The following is a 20,799-nucleotide window of genomic DNA, read 5'->3' as shown; positions in this document are numbered from 1 at the left end:
TTTCTAAGGTTACGTCTTTTAACGCATAATCAAAGATAGGATATGGGAGAATGGCGATGTTTCGAAAAATTTTTAAAAGGTTGGCTGAACCGAAAGAGGTGGAAACCCAAATGAAATGTATTGTTGGTTTAGGTAATCCTGGAAAGCAATATGAACAGACACGACATAATATTGGTTTTGAAGTCATTGATGTCCTATCCAGTCAGTTTTCCATACCGTTAAATCAATCTAAATTTAAGGGATTGTATGGAATTGGTTTACATAAAGGGGAAAAGATACTGCTATTAAAACCGTTAACCTATATGAACTTATCGGGGGAATCCATTAGGGCCGTAATGGATTACTATCAAATAGAGTTAGAGGATTTATTGGTCATTTATGATGATCTTGATTTGCCCGTAGGTAAAATAAGGCTTCGTCAAAAAGGGAGCCCCGGAGGCCATAATGGCATTAAGTCGACAGTCGCCCATCTGGGGACGCAGCAGTTTAACCGGATTCGAATCGGTATTGATCGTCCAACACCAGGGATGAGCGTACCTGATTATGTCCTTGGCCGGTTTCGTCCGGAGGAAAGGCCGCTTACCGAGGAGGCTGTTAAGAAAAGTGCTGATGCTTGCGCTACTTGGCTAACCAAGCCTTTCCTGCAGGTGATGAATGAATATAATCAGTAATTGTTCATGATACACGCACGGCTTTCATACAATAGAGCAATACCGAAAAAAGGTAGATTGAGTGATGACAAAACAGATGGAGCTAATTGAATAAGTTCCTCCTATCAGGTTAATACTACTAATGAATCCTAGATTAGGGAGGGACAGACATGGCCATCCATTACCATTGTCGTCATTGTGGTACAAACCTTGGTTCAATTAATAGTACATCGATACACTCAGAGACCCTTGGCCTTCATAAATTAACTGATCACGAAAGACAGGAAATGGTTGCGTACGATTCAACCGGTGATATTCATATCACAGCCATTTGTGAAGATTGTCAGGAGGCATTAGAGCGGAACCCAGATTACCATCAATATGATTTTCTTATTCACTAACCGGCTTTGGACTGAAACTCCAAAGCGTTTTTCTATTTATAATTTTCTTTTTTACCCAGAGGGCTCCATTTTCGCAAGCACGGTCGCCAATAAACTGAATTGCCTACCCAATGGGCTATACTATAAAAATGCTATTCATTTTAATATAGGAAGGGAGGAGAAACCTTGAATGGTTTAAAGTCATTATTCCTAAAACAGGAAGATGTGCACTCCATTATTGCAGGGGTGGAAGAAGGATTGAAGGAACAGTTGATTGCAGGCTTGTCAGGATCGTCTCGGACTGTAGTAACTGCGTCCATTTATGAACAGATGAAAAGACCGATCATGCTTATTACCTCCAATCTATTACAAGCACAAAAACTCTATGATGATATTGTCAATCTATTAAGTGAGAAGGAAGTTTTTCTTTTTCCAGCAAATGAGTTAATTGCTGCAGAGCTAGGGGTTGCCAGCCCAGAATTAAAGGCACAACGAATCGAGGCCTTAAATCACTGGAGTAAGCATAGTCAAGGGATCTTAATTGTTCCAATTGCGGGGTTAAAGAAAATCGTCCCACCTAAGTCGCTATGGAAACAATATCAGCTTTCGTTAAAATTAGGGGAAGATATCAATATAGATCAGCTGTTAACCACCTTTGTCAAGATGGGCTATGTTCGCGCTGAAATGGTTACAACTCCAGGGGAATTTAGTGTAAGAGGCGGGATCATTGATATTTATCCGCTTACAGAGGCCGATCCACTTAGAATTGAATTATTTGACACAGAAATTGACTCTATTCGCTATTTCTCTCTTGATGATCAACGTTCTAAGGAAAAGATTAAGAAGATATTAATTGGACCGGCAACGGAAATTCTGCTTGAAGATGAAGATTATAGCAGGATGGCAGAGAAGCTGGAACAAGGATTAGCAAGCAGTCTAAGAAAATTAAAAGATGACAAAGCCAAAATGCAGCTCAGTCAAAACATTAGCCATGAGCTAGAACAATTGAAGAATGGTCATAAACCAGACCAAATATATAAGTACTTATCGTTAGCTTACGACAGGCCTCATAGTTTACTAGACTATCTTCCGAGTGATGGCCTTGTATTTATTGATGAAATTAGCAGGGTGCAAGAAATGAATGACTCCCTCATGAAAGAAGAAGCAGAATGGTATACAAGTTTACTGGGTGAAGGGCAAATTATCCATGATTTACATATCTCCCATGACTTTCAGGTCCTGTTGCAAAAAAAATCATTTCCACTTCTGTATATGTCTCTATTTTTACGCCATGTAGCGAATACGAGTCCGCAAAATATCATCAATGTTGCCTGTAAGCAGATGCAAAATTTCCATGGACAGATGCACCTGTTAAAGGCAGAGATTGATCGCTGGAAAAAAGGGAATTATTCCATTTTATTTTTAGGTCCGGATGAAGAGCGAGTAAAGAAATTAGAACGTGTGCTGGAAGACTATGAAATTGATGGCAGTATCGTAAAGGGTGATCAGCAGCTTTTACCAGGAAAGGTTCAAATTATGAAGGGAAACCTTCATGCCGGTTTTGAACTTTCCATTCAAAAAATTGCTGTCATCACCGAGGAAGAATTATTTAATAAGCGTGTTAAAAAATCGACAAGCCGGCAAAAATTATCCAATGCAGAACGAATCAAAAGTTACTCCGAGCTTAAGATTGGTGATTATGTTGTTCATGTTAATCACGGGATTGGAAAGTATTTAGGCATAGAGACACTGGTTATTAATGGCATTCATAAAGATTATCTGCACATTCGTTATCAAGGGACAGATAAATTGTATGTCCCAGTGGAACAAATCGATCTTGTCATGAAATATGTCGGGTCTGAAGGAAAAGAGCCTAAGATCTACAAACTCGGCGGCACCGATTGGAAGAAAGTAAAGAAAAAGGTCGAATCCTCGGTTCAGGATATTGCCGACGATTTAATCAAGTTATATGCAGAACGAGAGGCCGCTGTGGGTTATGCCTTTTCGCCGGATGGGGATATGCAAAGGGAATTTGAAACCTCCTTTGCTTACCAAGAAACCGATGATCAGCTTCGCTCCATCCATGAAATTAAAAAGGATATGGAAAGAGCACGACCAATGGACCGCCTGCTATGTGGTGATGTAGGGTATGGAAAGACAGAGGTTGCGATTCGAGCTGCCTTCAAGGCAATTGCAGATGGAAAACAGGTTGCTTTTCTTGTGCCAACCACCATTTTGGCGCAACAGCATTTTGAAACATTAAGGGAGCGTTTTCAGGACTATCCTATTAATATTGGCTTGTTAAGCCGGTTCCGATCCAAAAAACAGCAAACCGAGACCATTAAAGGCTTAAAAGCTGGGTCAGTTGATATTGTTGTCGGAACTCATCGGTTACTATCGAAGGATATCGTCTATCGTGATCTAGGATTGTTGATCGTGGATGAAGAGCAAAGATTTGGTGTAACCCATAAAGAGAAGATCAAGAAGTTGAAAACAAATGTGGACGTGTTAACATTGACGGCGACACCGATCCCAAGAACCTTGCATATGTCGATGTTGGGTGTTCGCGATTTATCGGTTATTGAAACACCGCCGGAAAATCGCTTCCCTGTGCAAACCTATGTCATGGAGTACAACGGTTCATTGGTGCGTGAGGCAATTGAGCGCGAGCTTGCCCGCGACGGACAAGTCTACTTTTTATATAACAGAGTGGAAGATATTGAGCGCAAAGCCGAAGAAATATCGATGCTTGTTCCAGATGCCCGGGTCACCTATGCCCATGGACAAATGACTGAAAATGAGTTGGAGTCGGTCATGATCAGTTTCCTGGCTGGAGAGTTTGATGTCCTTGTCAGTACCACCATTATTGAAACAGGTGTCGATATCCCAAATGTGAACACGTTAATAGTGTTTGATGCGGATAGAATGGGCCTCTCCCAGCTTTATCAGCTGCGTGGCCGCGTGGGCAGATCGAATCGGGTTGCCTATGCCTATTTCACGTACCGAAAGGATAAGGTGCTGACAGAGGTCGCAGAAAAACGGCTCCAAGCCATTAAGGAATTTACGGAATTAGGATCTGGCTTTAAAATCGCGATGCGTGACTTAACGATTCGAGGCGCCGGAAATTTATTAGGTGCCCAGCAGCATGGGTTCATTGACTCCGTAGGGTTTGATCTCTATTCGCAAATGCTGAAAGAGGCAATTGAAGAGCGGAAGGGCGACCTTGGAGCAGAAATAAAGAAAACCGTTGAAATTGACCTTGAAATTGATGCCTATATCCCGGATACCTATATTAAGGATGGCCATCAAAAGATAGAGATGTATAAGCGGTTTAGAGGAGCAGAGAACCTCGAGGATATTGAAGAACTTAAAGCAGAAATGATCGATCGCTTTGGTGAATATCCAGAAGAGGTTGATTATCTTTTCCAAATTGCTGAAATGAAGGTATATGCTCTTTTAAATGGGGTTGAGCAAATTAAGCAAGTCAAGCAGGAGGTCACTATTTTAATTAATGAGCCAGTTACGAATACCCTTGACGGAAGTAAGATTTTTCAGATCGGTAATAAGTTTGGCCGCAATGTAAACCCTGGCATGGAGGGGTCAAAACTTAAGATTGTCATTAAGATAAAAGAGTATGGAACCGCCCAATGGCTTCAAGTGGTTGGGGAAATGGTTAGAGGAATTCCTTTAGCCAAACGAGCCAAGGGAAAAGCTGTTAAATAGCATGTTGGGGTCACGGTTGCTTAAATATTTTTCAACCATAATTGGGACATTCACCCTAAATGTGAAAAATTAATGTCCAATATGAATAGAACTTTCCAGATGAAAGATACTAATTTCAAAGCTGGTGATGATTAACATCATTACCATGTTAGTAAAATCATCAGATGAAAGTGAGGCAACATTGGATGAAAGCAACTGGAATAGTTCGTCGAATCGATGATTTGGGTCGTGTTGTTATCCCTAAAGAAATACGCAGAACTTTGCGGATCCGCGAAGGGGATCCTTTAGAGATTTTTGTGGATCGTGACGGGGAAGTCATTTTAAAAAAATATTCACCAATCAGCGAATTAAGCGATTTTGCCAAAGAATATGCAGAAGCCCTATTTGATAGCCTCGGTAACCCTGTTTTAATTTGTGATCGAGATACGTATATCGCCCTCGCTGGCGGGTCTAAAAAAGATTATTTAAATAAAAATATTAGTGATTTAGTGGAAAAAACGATGGAAGAACGTAACTCAGTTCTACATACTCAGCAAGGTGACATTGCTTTAGCTGATGGAAATGATGAAACCGTCTCTTCTTATACGATTGGACCCATTATTGCTAATGGTGATCCAATTGGAGCCGTCATTATCTTCTCGAGAGAAGGTACACTGGGAGAAGTCGAACAGAAGGCGGTTGAAACTGCAGCCGGGTTCCTGGCTAGACAGATGGAGTCATAGTAAGACTTTTGCGTATTATTAAAAAAGACAGCCCACGCTGTCTTTTTTATTTGCTAAAAGGGGGGAAGCACTGCAAAAATGTAGCTTTCTCACCACTTTAGTATGCTATAATACCTTGATGTTTTTCTTTATTTAGGCAGGTGAAAAGTGAAAAAATGCAAAAGTCCATGAATCAATCAAAAGTATTGTTTAAAGGCGCCTTTATCTTAACCATTGCGGCCATTTTAACAAAAATATTAAGTGCCTTTTATCGAATCCCCTTTCAAAATATTGTGGGTGATATTGGCTTTTACATATATCAGCAAATCTATCCGTTTTACGGTATGGCAATGGTCCTTTCTACGACAGGCTTTCCCGTTGTGATTTCAAAGCTTTATGCGGAACAGAAGGAGAAGGGTGAAGACGAAAAATCCCGCTTACTTCTGTTCGTTGCGTTTCTTTTTTTACAGATATTTGGCATTATTTGTTTTCTTATTCTATATGTTGGTGCAGAAGGCATAGCCAATTGGATGGATGATCCACATTTAGCTGTGTTATTAAGGGTGGTTTCGATTGTTTTTTTAACCTTTCCGATTGGTTCCTTGTTAAGAGGGTATTTTCAAGGTATTGGCGATATGGTTCCTACTGCTATTTCACAAGTGGGAGAACAAACGATCCGAGTGATAACAATTCTTTTTTTGTCCTATCTTTTTATGCAAAAGGGCTATTCTCTTTATCTTGTCGGTAGCGGGGCAATGTTCGGCTCCATTACGGGAAGTATAGTTTCCGGCATTATTTTGTTTATGTTCTTATGGATTCGTAAAGAATGGAAAGGAATCATGCTCATTCGCGGCATGTTTCATAGCTACAGAGTGGAAATTGGAGTTATCTGGAAGGCACTCTTGCTTCAAGGATTAATGATTTGTTTAAGCGGGATGCTGATGATCTTTATTCAATTAGCCGATTCCCTGAATTTATATTCTCTACTGGTAGCTGCCGGTATGGAGCATGATAGCGCTAAAAGTGTAAAAGGAATTTTTGACCGAGGTCAGCCATTAATTCAGTTAGGGACAGTCGCGGCAACATCCATGTCGTTAACCCTTGTCCCGCTCATTAGCCGAGTACGCTTAGCGGATAAACCTGCTGAGCTTCGTGATAAAATTCAATTAGCCCTAAAGGTTAGTCTTGTGATCGGTTTGGGTGCGTCAGCAGGTCTATGGGCCATTATCGAGCCAACCAATACGATGTTGTTTGAGAATGGATTGGGTTCCTCTGTTTTGGGTGTTCTTAGTTTTGTCATTCTCTTTACTTCGATTATTTCAACAATTATCGCGATTATGCAGGGAATGGGCAGCGTCCTGTATCCCGCGATTGCCGTTTTGCTTGCTTTCCCGCTTAAATATATGTTCAATGTTATGCTTATTCCGGTATTTGGCATCATGGGGGCCGCACTTTCTTCCCTGCTTTCCTTAGTTCTCGTAACAGGTGTCCTATGGATTCGATTTAGAAAAATGACGGCAGGGTCGCTTGTCACGTTCGGATTTTTAAAAACCGTTTTAACAGCAACAGGTGCGATGGTGCTTTTTTTAAAAGGCTATGTATACATAAGTACGTTTTTGATCGATTTACTTGGACTGGGACGACTAGGTGCCGCATTGCAATCTTTAAGTGCTGTTATTCTTGGGGGCTTGCTGTTTTTACTGATTATTATTCGCGGAAGAGTGTTCCTTCAAGAAGAATTGGCCCTATTTCCGTTTGGAAGTAAACTAATTTATCTTTTAGCAAAAAAGGATAGGAGTTGACGAAATGGTAAAGGAAATTGAAATTGTTGGATTAGGGGCAGGAGATTTAGAACAGCTGCCGGTTGGGGTATATAAGAAATTACTGCAAGGCAAAGGAAGCCTATTTTTGCGAACAAAGGAACATCCAGTTGTGGCCGATTTAGAAACAGAGGGACTAACCTATGTCTCCTTTGATTCCGTATACGAAAAACATGATCAATTTGATGCGGTATATGATGAGATTGCCCAGACATTATTACAAAAAGCGCAAACAGATTCGGTTATTTATGCAGTTCCAGGCCATCCGCTTGTAGCGGAACGTACGGTTCAGCTGCTTTTAGAATATGGACCAAAGGAAGAGGTGGCCATTACGATTGGCGGCGGGCAAAGTTTTATTGATGCTTTATTTGCGTCCTTAAAAATTGATCCCATTGAAGGGTTTCAGCTGCTTGATGGCAATGCACTCCAGTCAAGCCAGCTCCAATTGGAGCAGCATATGATTATTGGTCAGGTTTACGATCAATTTATTGCCTCAAATGTAAAGCTAACCTTAATGGAAAAGTTACCTGATGATTATGAGGTTTACATTGTGACGGCAGCCGGAAGCAGCCAGGAAGTCATTGAAAAGCTGCCATTATACGAATTGGATCGACATGTCTCCATTAACAATTTGACGTCTGTCTATGTTCCTCCGGTACAGGATGAACAGATTCTGTTGAAAAATTTTGCCAAACTTCGTGATATCATTGCTGTATTAAGAGGTCCCAATGGATGCCCATGGGATAAGGAACAGACCCATGAATCATTAAAAAGATACTTGATTGAAGAAACATATGAAGTGATTGAGGCCATTAATGATAATGATATTGATCATTTAGTCGAAGAACTAGGCGATGTGCTCTTGCAGGTAATGCTCCATGCTCAAATAGGCGAGGATGATGGGTATTTTTCGGTTGATGATATTATTGAGGGCCTGTCTGCAAAAATGATCCGCAGGCATCCACATGTTTTCGGTACCGGGGAGGCTGCAAATGCGGATGAGGTTGTCCAAAATTGGCAGGAAATAAAGAAGCAGGAGAAGGGTGAAACGACACCTGAGCCACTCCTTGCCGGTGTTTCAAAGGCACAGCCCAACTTACTAAGGGCATATGAACTGCAAAAGAAAGCGGCTAAGGTTGGCTTTGATTGGCAGGAAATTACCCCTGCCTTGGAGAAAGTGAAAGAAGAGCTCGAAGAATTCGTGAATGAGTTGGACGGAACAGAAGCGGGCCTTAACTTGGCGAAAAAGGAATTTGGCGACTTGTTATTTGCGTTTGTAAATGTTGCGCGATTTTTAAAGGTTCATCCTGAGGAAGCATTGTTTGAAACAAACGAAAAGTTTATCCGCCGGTTTCACTATGTTGAAGAAAAGGTCAAAGAGAGCGGCAGAGCTTTTGAAGAGCACACACTTGAACAGCTCGACCGGTACTGGGATGAGGCAAAGAGTAGAGGATTATAACAGAGGAGGAATTCACTAATGCGGTTAGATAAATTTTTAAAAGTATCCCGATTAATAAAAAGAAGGACTTTGGCAAAGGAAGTATCTGATCAGGGTAGAATCGAAATTAATGGAAAAGAGGCAAAGGCCAGTTCAACGGTAAAAGTAGGGGATGAATTAACCATCCGTCTCGGGCAGCGGAGAGTGACCGCGAGAATTGATCGGATTCAAGAAACAACACGCAAGGACGAAGCAGCAGAGATGTATACCATTTTAAAAGAAGAAAGATTGGGCTCAACCGATAGCCTGTAAGATTAGAATGTTCTAATTCTTATCTTCCTCACATAAGAATGTACAAAGGGGTTGTACAAATGATTGTGAGGGATGATAATGAGCCAATATTATGAAAGCAATCCAACAAAGAGTAGTGTTCCAGACCATGATGTAATTATGAGAGGGAGAAAACTGCTTGATATTACCGGTGTTAAACAGGTTGAAAGCTTTGATAATGAGGAATTTTTATTAGAAACATCAATGGGATTTTTAGCAATCAAAGGTCAAAATCTGCAAATGAAAAATCTTGATGTTGAAAAAGGGATTGTTTCGATTAAAGGGAAGATATTTGATTTAGTTTATCTGGATGAACAGCATGGGGAGAAAGCTAAAGGATTCTTTAGCAAGTTATTCCGATGACCCTTTCAACGCAATTTCTTACCATGCTCTCCATGATTGGCATGGGGGCGTTGTTCGGCGCCATGTTTGATACGTATCAACGCTTTTTAAAACGCCCCAAACAAAAAGCTTGGATTGTGTTCATTAATGATTTATTATTTTGGATTATTCAAGCTTTGCTTATTTTTTATACACTGTTCATAGTGAATAATGGTGAATTAAGGTTTTATATTTTTATCGCGCTTGTCTGTGGCTTTGCTGCCTATCAGAGCTTGCTCAAAGGAAGTTATCTGCGTTTATTAGAGATGGTGATTCAGTCCATCATTGCCATCTGCAATTTTTTGAAGAAAACCTTTCAGCTCCTCATTTATAAACCTGTCGTTGGTCTTATCCAGCTTATTATTACCATTATTCTTGCACTTGGCAGGGGCCTGTTTACCCTTGTCCAATTTGTTTTTAAGGTTTTATTATTCATTTTGAAAATTATTTTAGTTCCATTTCAAAAAATATTGTTCTTATTTTGGAAACTTTTGCCGAAAGGTCTTAAAAAAACCGTCGAGAAGTTATATAATAAAACGGCAGGAAATTTTAAGGAAATAAGGAATAATATTAACAAGTGGATTAATAAGTGGAAAAAAAGAAAAGAGTAAGGAGGGGAAGGGAAATGACCGCGGAACCCAAAAGAAGCGTATCAACGATTCAGACAACCTATTCGGAACAGCAAGAATACGCAGAAATTGCCTCAGCTAGAAAAAGAAAATTGTTAATCAGACGATTATCATTATTTTTTATGTTTGCTAGCTTACTATCGTATCTGATGATCTCAAGTAACATTTCCCAAACCACTAAGCTCGAAGCAAAAGTTGCCCAAAAAAAAGAGCTTGATCAACAGCTAACTGAACTGAAGAAGCAGCAAGCAATTCTTAAGGAAAATATTGTAAAACTAAATGATGATGATTATATTGGCAAGTTGGCACGAAAAGAGTATTTTTTCTCGGAAAAGAATGAAGTGATTTTTAATATTCCAGATGAAAAAAAGGAAAATTAAACCGATATTGCAAGTTATTGACACTAAATTTTTACTTTCTGTATAATATAGAATAAGCTTGATTTTTTATTTTTATAAGGAGGAACATTCTGTTTATGTCAATTGAAGTAGGCAGCAAGTTACAAGGAAAGGTAACAGGGATTACTAATTTCGGAGCGTTTGTGGAGCTGCCGGATGGTTCAACAGGACTCGTACACATCAGTGAGGTTGCAGATAATTATGTAAAAGATATTAACGACCATTTAAAGGTTGGCGACCAAATCGAGGTAAAAGTCCTTAATGTTGAAAAGGATGGGAAAATTGGCTTATCGATTAAAAAGGCAAAGGATCGGCCAGAGCCAGAAAAAAAACAATATTCACACTCACACTCACATTCGCAACGCCCTCGTCAAGGCAGACCCAACGATCGTAATAACGCTAGACCAGAAAACTTTGAAACCAAAATGGCCAAATTTTTAAAGGATAGTGAGGATCGTTTATCTTCCTTAAAGCGGAACACAGAATCCAAACGTGGAGGAAGAGGCGCTAGACGTGGTTAACTTGCTGCACACTTGCAATTGGATATAGCTGGTTTCACTTCATAACATATAGCAAAGACAAGTCGACGGCGGCTTGTCTTTTTTTGTGCTTTTAATATTGTCTTGAAAAGGTGTCAGGCGCCATGTGAAATTTTTCACATGGTGCCTGACACCTTTTCTCCCTTATACGACATACTTATATTATTTGATTGAATATAGTGAAAACCGTCGAACGATTATTAGATCTTGTTCACTATTTTGACAAACTTTTAAGTCTATTAAATTTATAATAGTGGGCAACGATGAAAGAATAGGGAGTGTGATTTATGGAAAAGGCAAACGTGAGTTTTATAGAACCGATCGGAGAAGTCAACCTTCATTCACCTAAATGGGATTTGGGGAGAGGACTAAGGAGAATCCAGCTAATGCTTGAGTCCTTTTTTATAAAAAAGGGCTATCTCTTATTATTTGTAGGATTTTTGCTTGGACGAGCTTTAATATTGGCAAAACTAACCCCTTTTTGTCTTCCATTTTTTGCGACTGTCTATTTAATAAAAAGAGATCGGGCCCCCCTTGCCTTGATTGGGCTGATTGTTGGGGCAGCGACAATATCATTGGGCAATGCCGCCTTTACCTTTATTGTGACTATTTTATTTTTAGTCATCTTCCGGATCAGTCAAACATGGCTGAAAAATGAAATGCGATCCTTGCCTTTCTTTGTCGGGATTATTCTTGGAGTTGGCAAATTAGCGGAAGCATTCATCCTATCTATGCAATTAACCCTTTATGATTTAATGATGGTGGGTGTCCAGGCATGTCTTGCCTTTATATTGACTCTCATCTTTTTACAAAGTATTCCATTGCTAACATTGAACAAACGCCGGCAATTGTTAAAAACTGAAGAAATTGTCTGCTTAATTATCCTGCTTGCTTCGATCATGTCTGGAACGATCGGCTGGAAGGTTTATGATCTGTCGGTTGAACATATTATGTCGAGATATTTAGTTTTAGTGTTTTCCTTCATTGCTGGGGCCACCGTTGGCTCGACCGTCGGGGTAGTAACAGGGTTGATTTTTAGCCTTGCAAGTGTTTCAAGCTTCTATCATATGAGTCTATTGGCCTTCTCTGGCGTTCTCGGCGGTCTATTGAAGGAAGGGAAAAAAATTGGCGTTTCTATTGGTTTATTTATCGCCACCCTGCTGATTGGTATGTATGGTGAAGGTGGAGGCTCCATCCTACAAACGGTACTGGAGACATCTGCTGCGATTCTCTTATTCCTCTTAACACCGCAGGTTTTTACTTCTAGATTAGCAAAATATATTCCTGGAACACCAGAATACACGGCAGAACAGCAAAAGTATATGCGGAAAATGCGAGATGTGACGGCACAGCGGGTTTCTCAATTTTCCGGTGTATTTCATGCCCTCTCCAAGAGCTTTTCCCAAATGGAAATTAGTCCGGATGAAGATGAACAGGATCGAGAAATGGATTACTTTATGAGCAATGTAACAGAGAGGACCTGTCAAACGTGCTTTAAAAAGGAACAATGCTGGGCAAAGAATTTTAATACAACCTATGCTGTTATGACGGAAGTTATTCATGAAATGGACCAAAATGATGGCAATGTATCACCAAAACTATCGAGGGAATGGGAAAAATTGTGTACCCGTTCGAAAAAGGTATATGACACAATTGGCCAGGAGCTAACCTTTTTCCAAGCGAATCAAAAATTAAAGAAACAGGTTAGGGAAAGCCGAAAACTGGTGGCAGAACAATTATTAGGTGTTTCCGAAGTAATGGATAATTTTGCGAAAGAAATACAGCGGGAAAGGGAAAATCATCATAAACAGGAGGAGCAAATTATGGAGGCCATTCAGGAGTTTGGTATCCATATTGAGCAAGTAGAAATCTACAGCCTTGAACAAGGAAATGTTGATATTGAAATGACTGTGCCATTTTGTAATGGCCATGGGGAGTGTGAAAAATTAATCGCACCGATGTTATCCGATATTCTCGGGGAAACGATTATTGTTAACAAAGAGGAATGTGCCACTATTCCGCATGGATTTTGTCATGTCACGTTCAGATCGTCCAAGGCCTTTACTGTCGAAACAGGTGTGGCCCATGCGGCCAAGGATGGCGGCCTCATTTCAGGGGATAGTTACTCCACCATTGAGCTCGGCTTAGGGAAATATGCCATTGCGATTAGTGATGGAATGGGTAACGGAGAAAGAGCTCATTATGAGAGTAAAGAGACACTGCAGCTTTTGCAAAAAATACTACAATCAGGTATTGAAGAAAGGGTAGCAATTAAATCTATTAACTCTATCCTGTCACTTCGAACAACTGATGAAATTTTTTCTACATTAGATTTGGCCATGATTGACTTAAAAAATGCCTCTGCGAAATTTCTTAAAATCGGCTCCACTCCAAGTTTTATTAAAAGGGGAAATAAGATTATTAAAATTCAGGCAAGTAATTTACCAATGGGGATTCTCCAAGAATTTGAAGTGGATGTCGTCAGTGAGCAATTAAAGGCTGGGGATTTACTAATTATGATGAGTGATGGGGTGTTTGAAGGACCAAGGCATGTAGAAAATTATGATTTATGGATGAAACGAAAAGTCCAAGAGTTAGAGACTGATGACCCGCAGGAGGTTGCTGATTTAATCATGGAGGAAGTCATCCGATCTAGATCTGGATTAATTGAGGATGATATGACCGTTACAGTTGCAAAAATAAAGCACAACACACCGAAGTGGGCAACCATTCCGATCCACAAATTAAAACGGCAGGCTTAACAGATTATTTTATCCTGTCACCGCGGAAATATGTATAAATTACCTTGATCCCGTCGAAAATGGTACCAATACGTTTAGTGGAGGGAGAAGGTTATGTATACAGGGAAAATCCGCCAAATTTTGTTGATAACTGATGGATGCTCGAACCAAGGAGACGACCCGATTGCCATGGCTGCACTGGCAAAGGAGCAAGGAATTACTGTAAATGTGATCGGTGTCATGGAACAGGACGTTATTGATGAAAAAGGAATCACTGAAATTAATGGTATCGCGATGTCAGGCGGCGGCGTTTGTCAAATTGTTTATGCAGAACGGCTATCGCAAACTGTGCAAATGGTTACCCGTAAAGCTATGAATCAAACGATCCAAGGTGTGGTAAACAGCCAATTGCAGCAAATCTTAGGACGTTCCAAAACGATGGAAGATCTGCCTCCAGAAAAACGGGGAGAAGTCATGGAGGTTGTCGATGAATTAGGTGAAACTGTCGAATTAGAGGTGTTGATTCTTGTCGATACGAGTGCATCAATGAAACATAAGCTTCCAACCGTAAAAGAGGCATTACTTGACTTGTCTCTAAGTTTAAACGCTCGTACAGGAGAGAATCAATTTTCTGTGTATGTATTTCCCGGGAAAAAGAATGATGTCGAAAAATTGCTGGATTGGACACCAAAACTGCAAACTTTGACAAGTGTCTTTTCTCAGTTGTCAACCGGCGGGATTACTCCGACAGGTCCGGCTATCCGGACGGCCTTATCCGCGTTTAATCAAAAACAATCGCTAAGGAGTCTGCTTTCACGTGATGATGAATCATACTTTGAAGAATCAATATAAGGTCAGCCCCGGGACAATTATTACTGGAAAGTGGCATTCGCAAAGCTATACGATTATAAAGGAGCTAGGATTTGGCGCAAATGGCGTGGTCTACCTTGCGAAACATAAACACAATCACGTTGCTTTGAAAATGAGTGATAACGGTATGTCAATTACTTCTGAGGTTAATGTGTTGAAATCCTTTGCAAAGGTCCAAGGACACTCCCTTGGGCCTTCTTTGCTTGATGTCGATGATTGGCAAAGCAATGGAGGGCGTATCTCTTTTTACGTCATGGAATATATTCAAGGCCCTGATTTCCTTTCCTTTATACAAGTGAAAGGGACATCATGGACAAGCGTATTATTTTTGCAACTGCTAAATGACTTAGAAATGCTTCATCAAACGGGATGGGTATTCGGTGATTTAAAACCAGAAAATTTAATTGTAACGGGACCTCCTCCAAAAATAAGATGCATAGATGTGGGCGGCACCACGATTAAGGGACGAGCAATTAAAGAATTTACAGAGTTCTATGATCGAGGCTATTGGGGCTTAGGCTCTCGAAAAGCAGAACCTTCCTATGATTTATTTGCTGTGGCAATGATTATGATTAACACGGCCTATCCAAAACGATTTACAAAAACAACCGGAGGAATAGCGCAGCTAAGAGAAGCTATTCGGCAAAAACCAGAATTAAAGAAGTTTGAAAAGGTAATCGTTCAAGCACTTCAGGGACATTACACCAATGCCAAGCAGATGCGGGCTGATTTACTAGATATGATGGTTGAGAAAAAGAACACTGCCCCTCCAACACAACCGACAGGAGCAAAAAGTGTTACATCTGGTCAGACGCAGAAAAACAACATGAAAAGTAGTCAGACCGTCGCCGTTACGAGGCGGACGTATAAACGGAAGAAAAAAAAGAGCAGTTGGAAGGAATTTTTTTTTATAACGGTCGTTCTAGGGGTATTATATGCTTGGTATACTTTTAATAATTTACCGTAATAAATTGAAACTATTTGATGGTTCAATCGTATTACTAGAAAGTCTAATCGATTTTGTGAAATTAGACTGCAAAGAACATGGAAAAAATTCTACTGAATTTGTCATACCTATATTTTGATAGTTCATTCTTAAAAGTGGTAAGCTATTGGTATTCAAATTTCAATTAGCAATCATGTTGCTTTAGAAAGAGTGCAAAAAAATGTTGGAATCAAAGGTTGAGTCATTTCTTAATCACCACTCATTCAATCTTGAAAACAAAAAAATTATCGTAGGTGTATCAGGGGGACCTGATTCGTTAGCCCTTCTTCATTACTTGCATAAAGTAAAGGAGAAAAAAAACTTGTCAATTGTTGCCGCAAATGTGGATCATATGTTCCGCGGCGAGGAATCCTACCTTGATTCGATGTTTGTCAAGGATTTCTGTGAGCAGCACCATATTCCCTTTGAAATGGTTCAAGTCAATGTAACAGAAATCATGGCTGCTACAGGAAAAAGCTCGCAAATCGCAGGAAGAGAAGTACGATATGACTTTTATCATAAAATGATGAAGAAGTACGAGTCTTCTTATTTAGCATTGGGTCACCATGGTGATGATCAAATTGAAACAATGTTGATGCGACTGACAAGAGGAAGCAGTGGAAAAGCAAGAGCTGGTATCCCATTTTCGCGGCCGTTTTATGAGGGCATCATTTTCCGCCCGTTCTTGTGTTTGACGAAGGATGAGATTTGGCATTATTGCAAAAAGCACAAGCTCACACCAAGGTTAGACCCAAGTAACGAAAAAGGTATTTATAGCAGGAATCGATTTCGTAAACAGGTGCTCCCTTTTCTCAAAACAGAAAACAGACATGTACATGAACATTTTCAACGGTTTAGTGAAGAACTGCAAAGCGATGAATCATTTTTACAGGAATTAACGACGGAACGGTTGAAGACAGTATGTACAAAAAGAGAAGAGGACAAAATTACTATTGATATTAAACGATTTCTTGAAATACCTTTACCTTTACAAAGGAGAGGTATTCAACTAATATTAAACTATCTTTATAAGGAAAAGCCTGCTTCACTTTCTGCTATACATATCGATCAAGTTTTTTTCTTAATGAAGCATCACGAGCCATCAGGTAAACTTGATTTTCCCAATGGTCTAAAAGTTATTCGCTCTTATACGCATTTATCGTTCCAATTTCAGCAAGTGACAGTTGAACCCTATCACTTTGAAATCTATGAGCCAGGAACGCTTGCACTGCCTAATGGCGGGAGTTTGAGAATCGACTATGTAGATGAGGGAATTCCTGTTACCAAGGGTCATACAGCCTTTTTTAATATGAACCTTATTAATTGGCCTATTATCATTCGAACAAGAAAAAAAGGCGATCGAATGTCATTAAAAGGTATAGAGGGATCGAAAAAATTAAAGGATATTTTTATTGATCAAAAGGTTCCAGTTCAAGATCGGGACAGTTGGCCGGTTATCACCGATAAAGATGGTTTAATTATTTGGCTTCCAGATTTAAAAAGATCTTCATTTGAAGGCATAGATTCAACAGCAAAACAATATATACAGCTCACATATAATAAGTAATGATCTTCTAGGGGGCACATTCTATGATGAAACAGGATATTGAAAAGGTGTTAGTATCAGAAGAAGAGATACAAGAAAAGATTAAAGTATTAGCGGCTGAGTTAACAGAAGAATATAAAGACCGCTTTCCGCTTGCCATTGGTGTTCTAAAGGGTGCAATGCCTTTTATGGCGGACTTATTAAAACGAGTGGATTGTTATCTTGAAATGGATTTTATGGATGTTTCAAGCTACGGTAATGCTCTTGTTTCTTCAGGTGAGGTAAAAATCCTAAAGGATTTAGACACTTCTGTTGAAGGAAGGGACATATTAATTATCGAAGATATTATTGACAGTGGTTTAACACTCAGTTATTTAGTTGATTTATTCCATTATCGCAAAGCAAAATCCATAAAAATTGTCACGCTGCTTGATAAGCCAACGGGCAGAAAGAGTGACATTAAAGCAGATTATGTAGGATTTGAAGTGCCAGATGAGTTTGTTGTCGGTTATGGACTAGATTATATTGAAAAATATCGCAACCTTCCATATATTGGCGTATTAAAACCGGAAGTATATAGCAAATAATCAGTAAATAATAGCATAGCAAAGTGTTTTTTTTCTTCAAAAATTCGGAAATTAGCCTCCTCACATTGAGAGTAATTTCTTGAATTTGTAAGATTTTCTATGATACTATTTAATTTAGTTTTTACCCGTGGGAGGAGGTAAGAGATGAATCGGATTTTCCGTAATACCATCTTTTATTTATTGATATTTTTAGTCATTATCGGTGTGGTTAGTTTCTTTAATGGGAGCAATGAACCAACAGATCAAATTTCCTATGATAAGTTCGTTACACAATTAGAAAATGGTGAAGTTAAATCATTTTCAATGCAGCCTGAACGAGGGGTTTATGAAGTTCGCGGCGAACTCGAAGCGAATAGTAAAAAGTTTATAACCTATATTCCTAACAGCGAGAAGATTCTTGATCGGATTGATAAAGCCGATTCAAAAGTGAATGTCATGCCTGCTAAGGAAACAAGCGGCTGGGTTACCTTCTTTACTTCAATTATTCCGTTCGTGATTATTTTTATTTTATTTTTCTTCTTATTAAACCAAGCTCAAGGCGGCGGCAGTCGCGTTATGAATTTTGGTAAATCAAAGGCTAAACTTTACAACGATGATAAGAAAAAAGTTCGTTTTAGAGATGTAGCTGGTGCTGATGAAGAAAAAGCAGAATTAGTTGAGGTTGTTGAGTTCTTAAAAGATCCTCGCAAGTATGCTGAACTTGGAGCTCGAATTCCAAAAGGCGTCTTGCTTGTAGGACCTCCAGGAACAGGTAAAACCTTGCTTGCACGAGCTACAGCCGGTGAAGCAGGCGTACCTTTCTTCTCCATCAGTGGTTCTGATTTCGTTGAAATGTTTGTCGGGGTCGGTGCCTCCCGTGTTCGTGATTTGTTTGAAAATGCGAAGAAAAACGCTCCGTGTATTATTTTTATCGATGAGATTGACGCAGTTGGACGCCAACGTGGTGCAGGCCTAGGCGGTGGTCATGATGAGCGTGAACAAACCTTGAATCAATTGTTAGTTGAGATGGATGGATTCGGTGCAAACGAAGGAATTATCATTATTGCAGCAACCAACCGAGCAGATATTCTTGACCCTGCGTTATTACGTCCAGGCCGTTTTGACCGCCAAATTACGGTTGACCGTCCAGATGTAGTGGGACGTGAGGCGGTTCTAAAAGTTCATGCACGCAATAAGCCGTTAGATGAATCTGTCAATTTAAAAAATATTGCCATGCGTACACCTGGTTTCTCAGGTGCCGATCTAGAAAACTTACTGAATGAAGCAGCACTAGTAGCTGCAAGAAGCAGTAAGAAGAAAATCGATATGGAAGATATTGATGAAGCAACAGACCGAGTGATTGCTGGTCCAGCGAAGAAGAGCAGGGTTATTTCTGAAAAAGAACGTAAAATCGTTGCTTTCCATGAAGGTGGACATACGGTCATTGGTTTAGTGCTTGATGAAGCAGACATGGTCCATAAAGTTACCATCGTACCACGTGGGCAAGCCGGCGGTTATGCTGTTATGCTTCCTAGGGAAGACCGTTACTTTATGACAAAACCGGAATTGCTTGATAAGATTGTTGGTTTATTAGGCGGACGTGTGGCTGAAGAAATCGTATTTGGTGAAGTTAGTACTGGTGCACATAATGACTTCCAACGTGCCACAGGCATTGCTCGGAAAATGGTAACGGAGTATGGGATGAGTGATAAACTGGGACCGTTACAGTTCGGTCAGCAATCAGGCGGTCAGGTCTTCTTGGGCCGTGACATCCATAACGAACAAAATTATTCTGATGCCATTGCATATGAAATCGACCTTGAAATTCAAAGTATTATTAAAGAATGTTATGAACGCGCAAGACAAATTCTTACTGAAAACCGTGATAAGCTTAATCTTATTGCAACGACACTTCTTGAGGTTGAAACCCTTGTTGCGGAACAGATTAAATACTTGGTTGAAAATGGTCATATGCCAGAGCCTAATGTTCACTTAGAATCAGTCAAGATTGGACCTAAAAAACCAGATGATGTAAAGGTAAACATTAATACCAAGAAAGAAGAGGATGGTAAAGAGGAAAAATCCTTTTTAGATTCTCCTTCTGATGATATTGATTATAATAAGTAATTTTTTAAAAGAGTGCTTCATTGAAGCACTCTTTTTTTTCCCTGATATCCTATTTATGATATGATGTTTGCATGTAAAGGAAACGCGCTGACGGGCGAGCTTCTTAAGGCGGAGCTAGATGCGTAGTTGCCGTTATGCCTGATAAAAATAGAAAATATGATAAAGCGAGTGATAGATTTGATTTTCGTATTTGATGTGGGAAATACCAATATTGTTTTAGGAGTTTATCAACGTGATGAACTTAAATATCATTGGCGGGTCGAAACGAATCGCAACCGGACAGAAGATGAGTTTGGCATGAACATAAAAGCCTTGTTTGACCATTCTGGTCTGTCGTTTACCGATATTGACGGTATCATTATTTCTTCAGTGGTGCCGCCAATTATGTTTGCCTTAGAAAGAATGTGCCAAAAGTATTTTCACATTAAGCCACTTGTTGTTGGACCAGGGATTAAGACAGGGCTAAATATAAAATACGAAAATCCAAGAGAAGTGGGGGCGGACCGGATTGTAAACGCTGTTGCGGCAATTCATGAGTACGGAAGCCCGCTGATTATAGTTGATTTTGGAACAGCGACCACCTATTGTTATGTAAATGAAGAGCGTCAATATATGGGCGGTGCAATTGCCCCTGGAATCGGTATTTCAACCGAAGCGCTGTATTCGAGGGCAGCCAAATTGCCGCGAATTGAAATTGCTCGGCCTGAAGGAGTTATTGGAAAAAATACAGTGTCTGCCATGCAAGCGGGTATTGTGTATGGGTATGTAGGTCAAGTTGAGGGTATCGTTAAACGGATGATGGAGCAAAGCGGGAAGAAACCAACCGTTATTGCGACTGGAGGGCTTGCAAATTTAATTGCCCAAGAATCAACGATTATTGATGTAGTTGATCCATTTTTAACTTTAAAGGGCCTGCAGCTTATCTATAAACGAAACATGGGATAACCTAAAGTGATACAACTAGAAGGGAGTTAT

The 20,799-nt window shown here is 39.8% G+C and carries 18 protein-coding genes; all 18 read left to right on the top strand.

Going from position 1 to position 20,799, the window contains the following annotated elements; translation table 11 throughout:
• The first annotated feature begins 110 nt into the window (after positions 1-110).
• On the top strand, positions 111-671 hold the full coding sequence (gene pth, locus AC3ANL_RS26410; protein WP_488329844.1) for an aminoacyl-tRNA hydrolase: 561 nt from the start codon (positions 111-113) through the stop codon (positions 669-671).
• 149 nt (positions 672-820) lie between these two features.
• Positions 821-1,051, top strand: a complete 231-nt coding sequence (fin, locus tag AC3ANL_RS26405; RefSeq protein ID WP_488327207.1) for an anti-sigma-F factor Fin — start codon at positions 821-823, stop codon at positions 1,049-1,051.
• 165 nt (positions 1,052-1,216) lie between these two features.
• Positions 1,217-4,753 carry a transcription-repair coupling factor gene (gene mfd, locus AC3ANL_RS26400; protein WP_488327206.1) on the top strand — a complete coding sequence of 1,179 codons (3,537 nt, stop codon included), beginning with the start codon at positions 1,217-1,219 and terminating at the stop codon, positions 4,751-4,753.
• 185 nt (positions 4,754-4,938) lie between these two features.
• On the top strand, positions 4,939-5,475 hold the full coding sequence (gene spoVT / locus AC3ANL_RS26395) for a stage V sporulation protein T (protein ID WP_007084190.1): 537 nt from the start codon (positions 4,939-4,941) through the stop codon (positions 5,473-5,475).
• A gap of 155 nt (positions 5,476-5,630) precedes the next feature.
• Positions 5,631-7,256 (top strand): putative polysaccharide biosynthesis protein, encoded by a 1,626-nt coding sequence (locus tag AC3ANL_RS26390; protein WP_488327205.1) that lies wholly within the window; start codon positions 5,631-5,633, stop codon positions 7,254-7,256.
• A gap of 4 nt (positions 7,257-7,260) precedes the next feature.
• Complete coding sequence (gene yabN, locus AC3ANL_RS26385) at positions 7,261-8,733, top strand: bifunctional methyltransferase/pyrophosphohydrolase YabN (protein ID WP_488327204.1); 1,473 nt, start codon at positions 7,261-7,263, stop codon at positions 8,731-8,733.
• Between the two features lie 18 nt (positions 8,734-8,751).
• Positions 8,752-9,024, top strand: a complete 273-nt coding sequence (locus AC3ANL_RS26380) for an RNA-binding S4 domain-containing protein (RefSeq protein ID WP_488327203.1) — start codon at positions 8,752-8,754, stop codon at positions 9,022-9,024.
• A gap of 78 nt (positions 9,025-9,102) precedes the next feature.
• Entirely contained in the window at positions 9,103-9,405 is a 303-nt protein-coding gene (gene yabP, locus AC3ANL_RS26375) for a sporulation protein YabP (RefSeq protein ID WP_488327202.1), read from the top strand.
• Positions 9,402-10,034: a spore cortex biosynthesis protein YabQ gene (gene yabQ, locus AC3ANL_RS26370; RefSeq protein WP_488327201.1), complete on the top strand. Its 633-nt coding sequence runs from the start codon at positions 9,402-9,404 to the stop codon at positions 10,032-10,034. Before yabP ends, yabQ begins: the two co-directional genes overlap by 4 nt.
• Positions 10,035-10,048: 14 nt before the next feature.
• Positions 10,049-10,432 (top strand): FtsB family cell division protein, encoded by a 384-nt coding sequence (locus AC3ANL_RS26365; protein ID WP_488327200.1) that lies wholly within the window; start codon positions 10,049-10,051, stop codon positions 10,430-10,432.
• Between the two features lie 95 nt (positions 10,433-10,527).
• Entirely contained in the window at positions 10,528-10,971 is a 444-nt protein-coding gene (locus tag AC3ANL_RS26360; RefSeq protein ID WP_488327199.1) for a S1 domain-containing RNA-binding protein, read from the top strand.
• A 305-nt stretch (positions 10,972-11,276) separates the two neighbouring features.
• Positions 11,277-13,751, top strand: a complete 2,475-nt coding sequence (spoIIE, locus tag AC3ANL_RS26355; RefSeq protein WP_488327198.1) for a stage II sporulation protein E — start codon at positions 11,277-11,279, stop codon at positions 13,749-13,751.
• Positions 13,752-13,844: 93 nt separating this feature from the next.
• Complete coding sequence (locus AC3ANL_RS26350; protein WP_488327197.1) at positions 13,845-14,582, top strand: VWA domain-containing protein; 738 nt, start codon at positions 13,845-13,847, stop codon at positions 14,580-14,582.
• A complete protein-coding gene (locus tag AC3ANL_RS26345) occupies positions 14,551-15,567 on the top strand; it encodes a protein kinase domain-containing protein (RefSeq protein ID WP_488329843.1) in 1,017 nt (338 codons plus the stop codon). The genes AC3ANL_RS26350 and AC3ANL_RS26345 overlap by 32 nt, the downstream gene beginning before the upstream one ends.
• 199 nt (positions 15,568-15,766) lie before the next feature.
• Complete coding sequence (tilS, locus tag AC3ANL_RS26340) at positions 15,767-17,152, top strand: tRNA lysidine(34) synthetase TilS (RefSeq protein ID WP_488327196.1); 1,386 nt, start codon at positions 15,767-15,769, stop codon at positions 17,150-17,152.
• A 26-nt stretch (positions 17,153-17,178) separates the two neighbouring features.
• On the top strand, positions 17,179-17,718 hold the full coding sequence (gene hpt / locus AC3ANL_RS26335; RefSeq protein ID WP_488329842.1) for a hypoxanthine phosphoribosyltransferase: 540 nt from the start codon (positions 17,179-17,181) through the stop codon (positions 17,716-17,718).
• Between the two features lie 144 nt (positions 17,719-17,862).
• Positions 17,863-19,824 carry an ATP-dependent zinc metalloprotease FtsH gene (gene ftsH / locus AC3ANL_RS26330; RefSeq protein WP_488327195.1) on the top strand — a complete coding sequence of 654 codons (1,962 nt, stop codon included), beginning with the start codon at positions 17,863-17,865 and terminating at the stop codon, positions 19,822-19,824.
• Positions 19,825-20,001: 177 nt separating this feature from the next.
• Positions 20,002-20,769 (top strand): type III pantothenate kinase, encoded by a 768-nt coding sequence (locus tag AC3ANL_RS26325; protein WP_488327194.1) that lies wholly within the window; start codon positions 20,002-20,004, stop codon positions 20,767-20,769.
• The last annotated feature ends 30 nt before the right edge of the window (positions 20,770-20,799 follow it).

This window comes from Neobacillus sp. DHD-1R, assembly GCF_057747995.1.
Note: the sequence above shows the minus strand (reverse complement) of the source record. Positions and strands in the feature narration are given on the sequence as shown.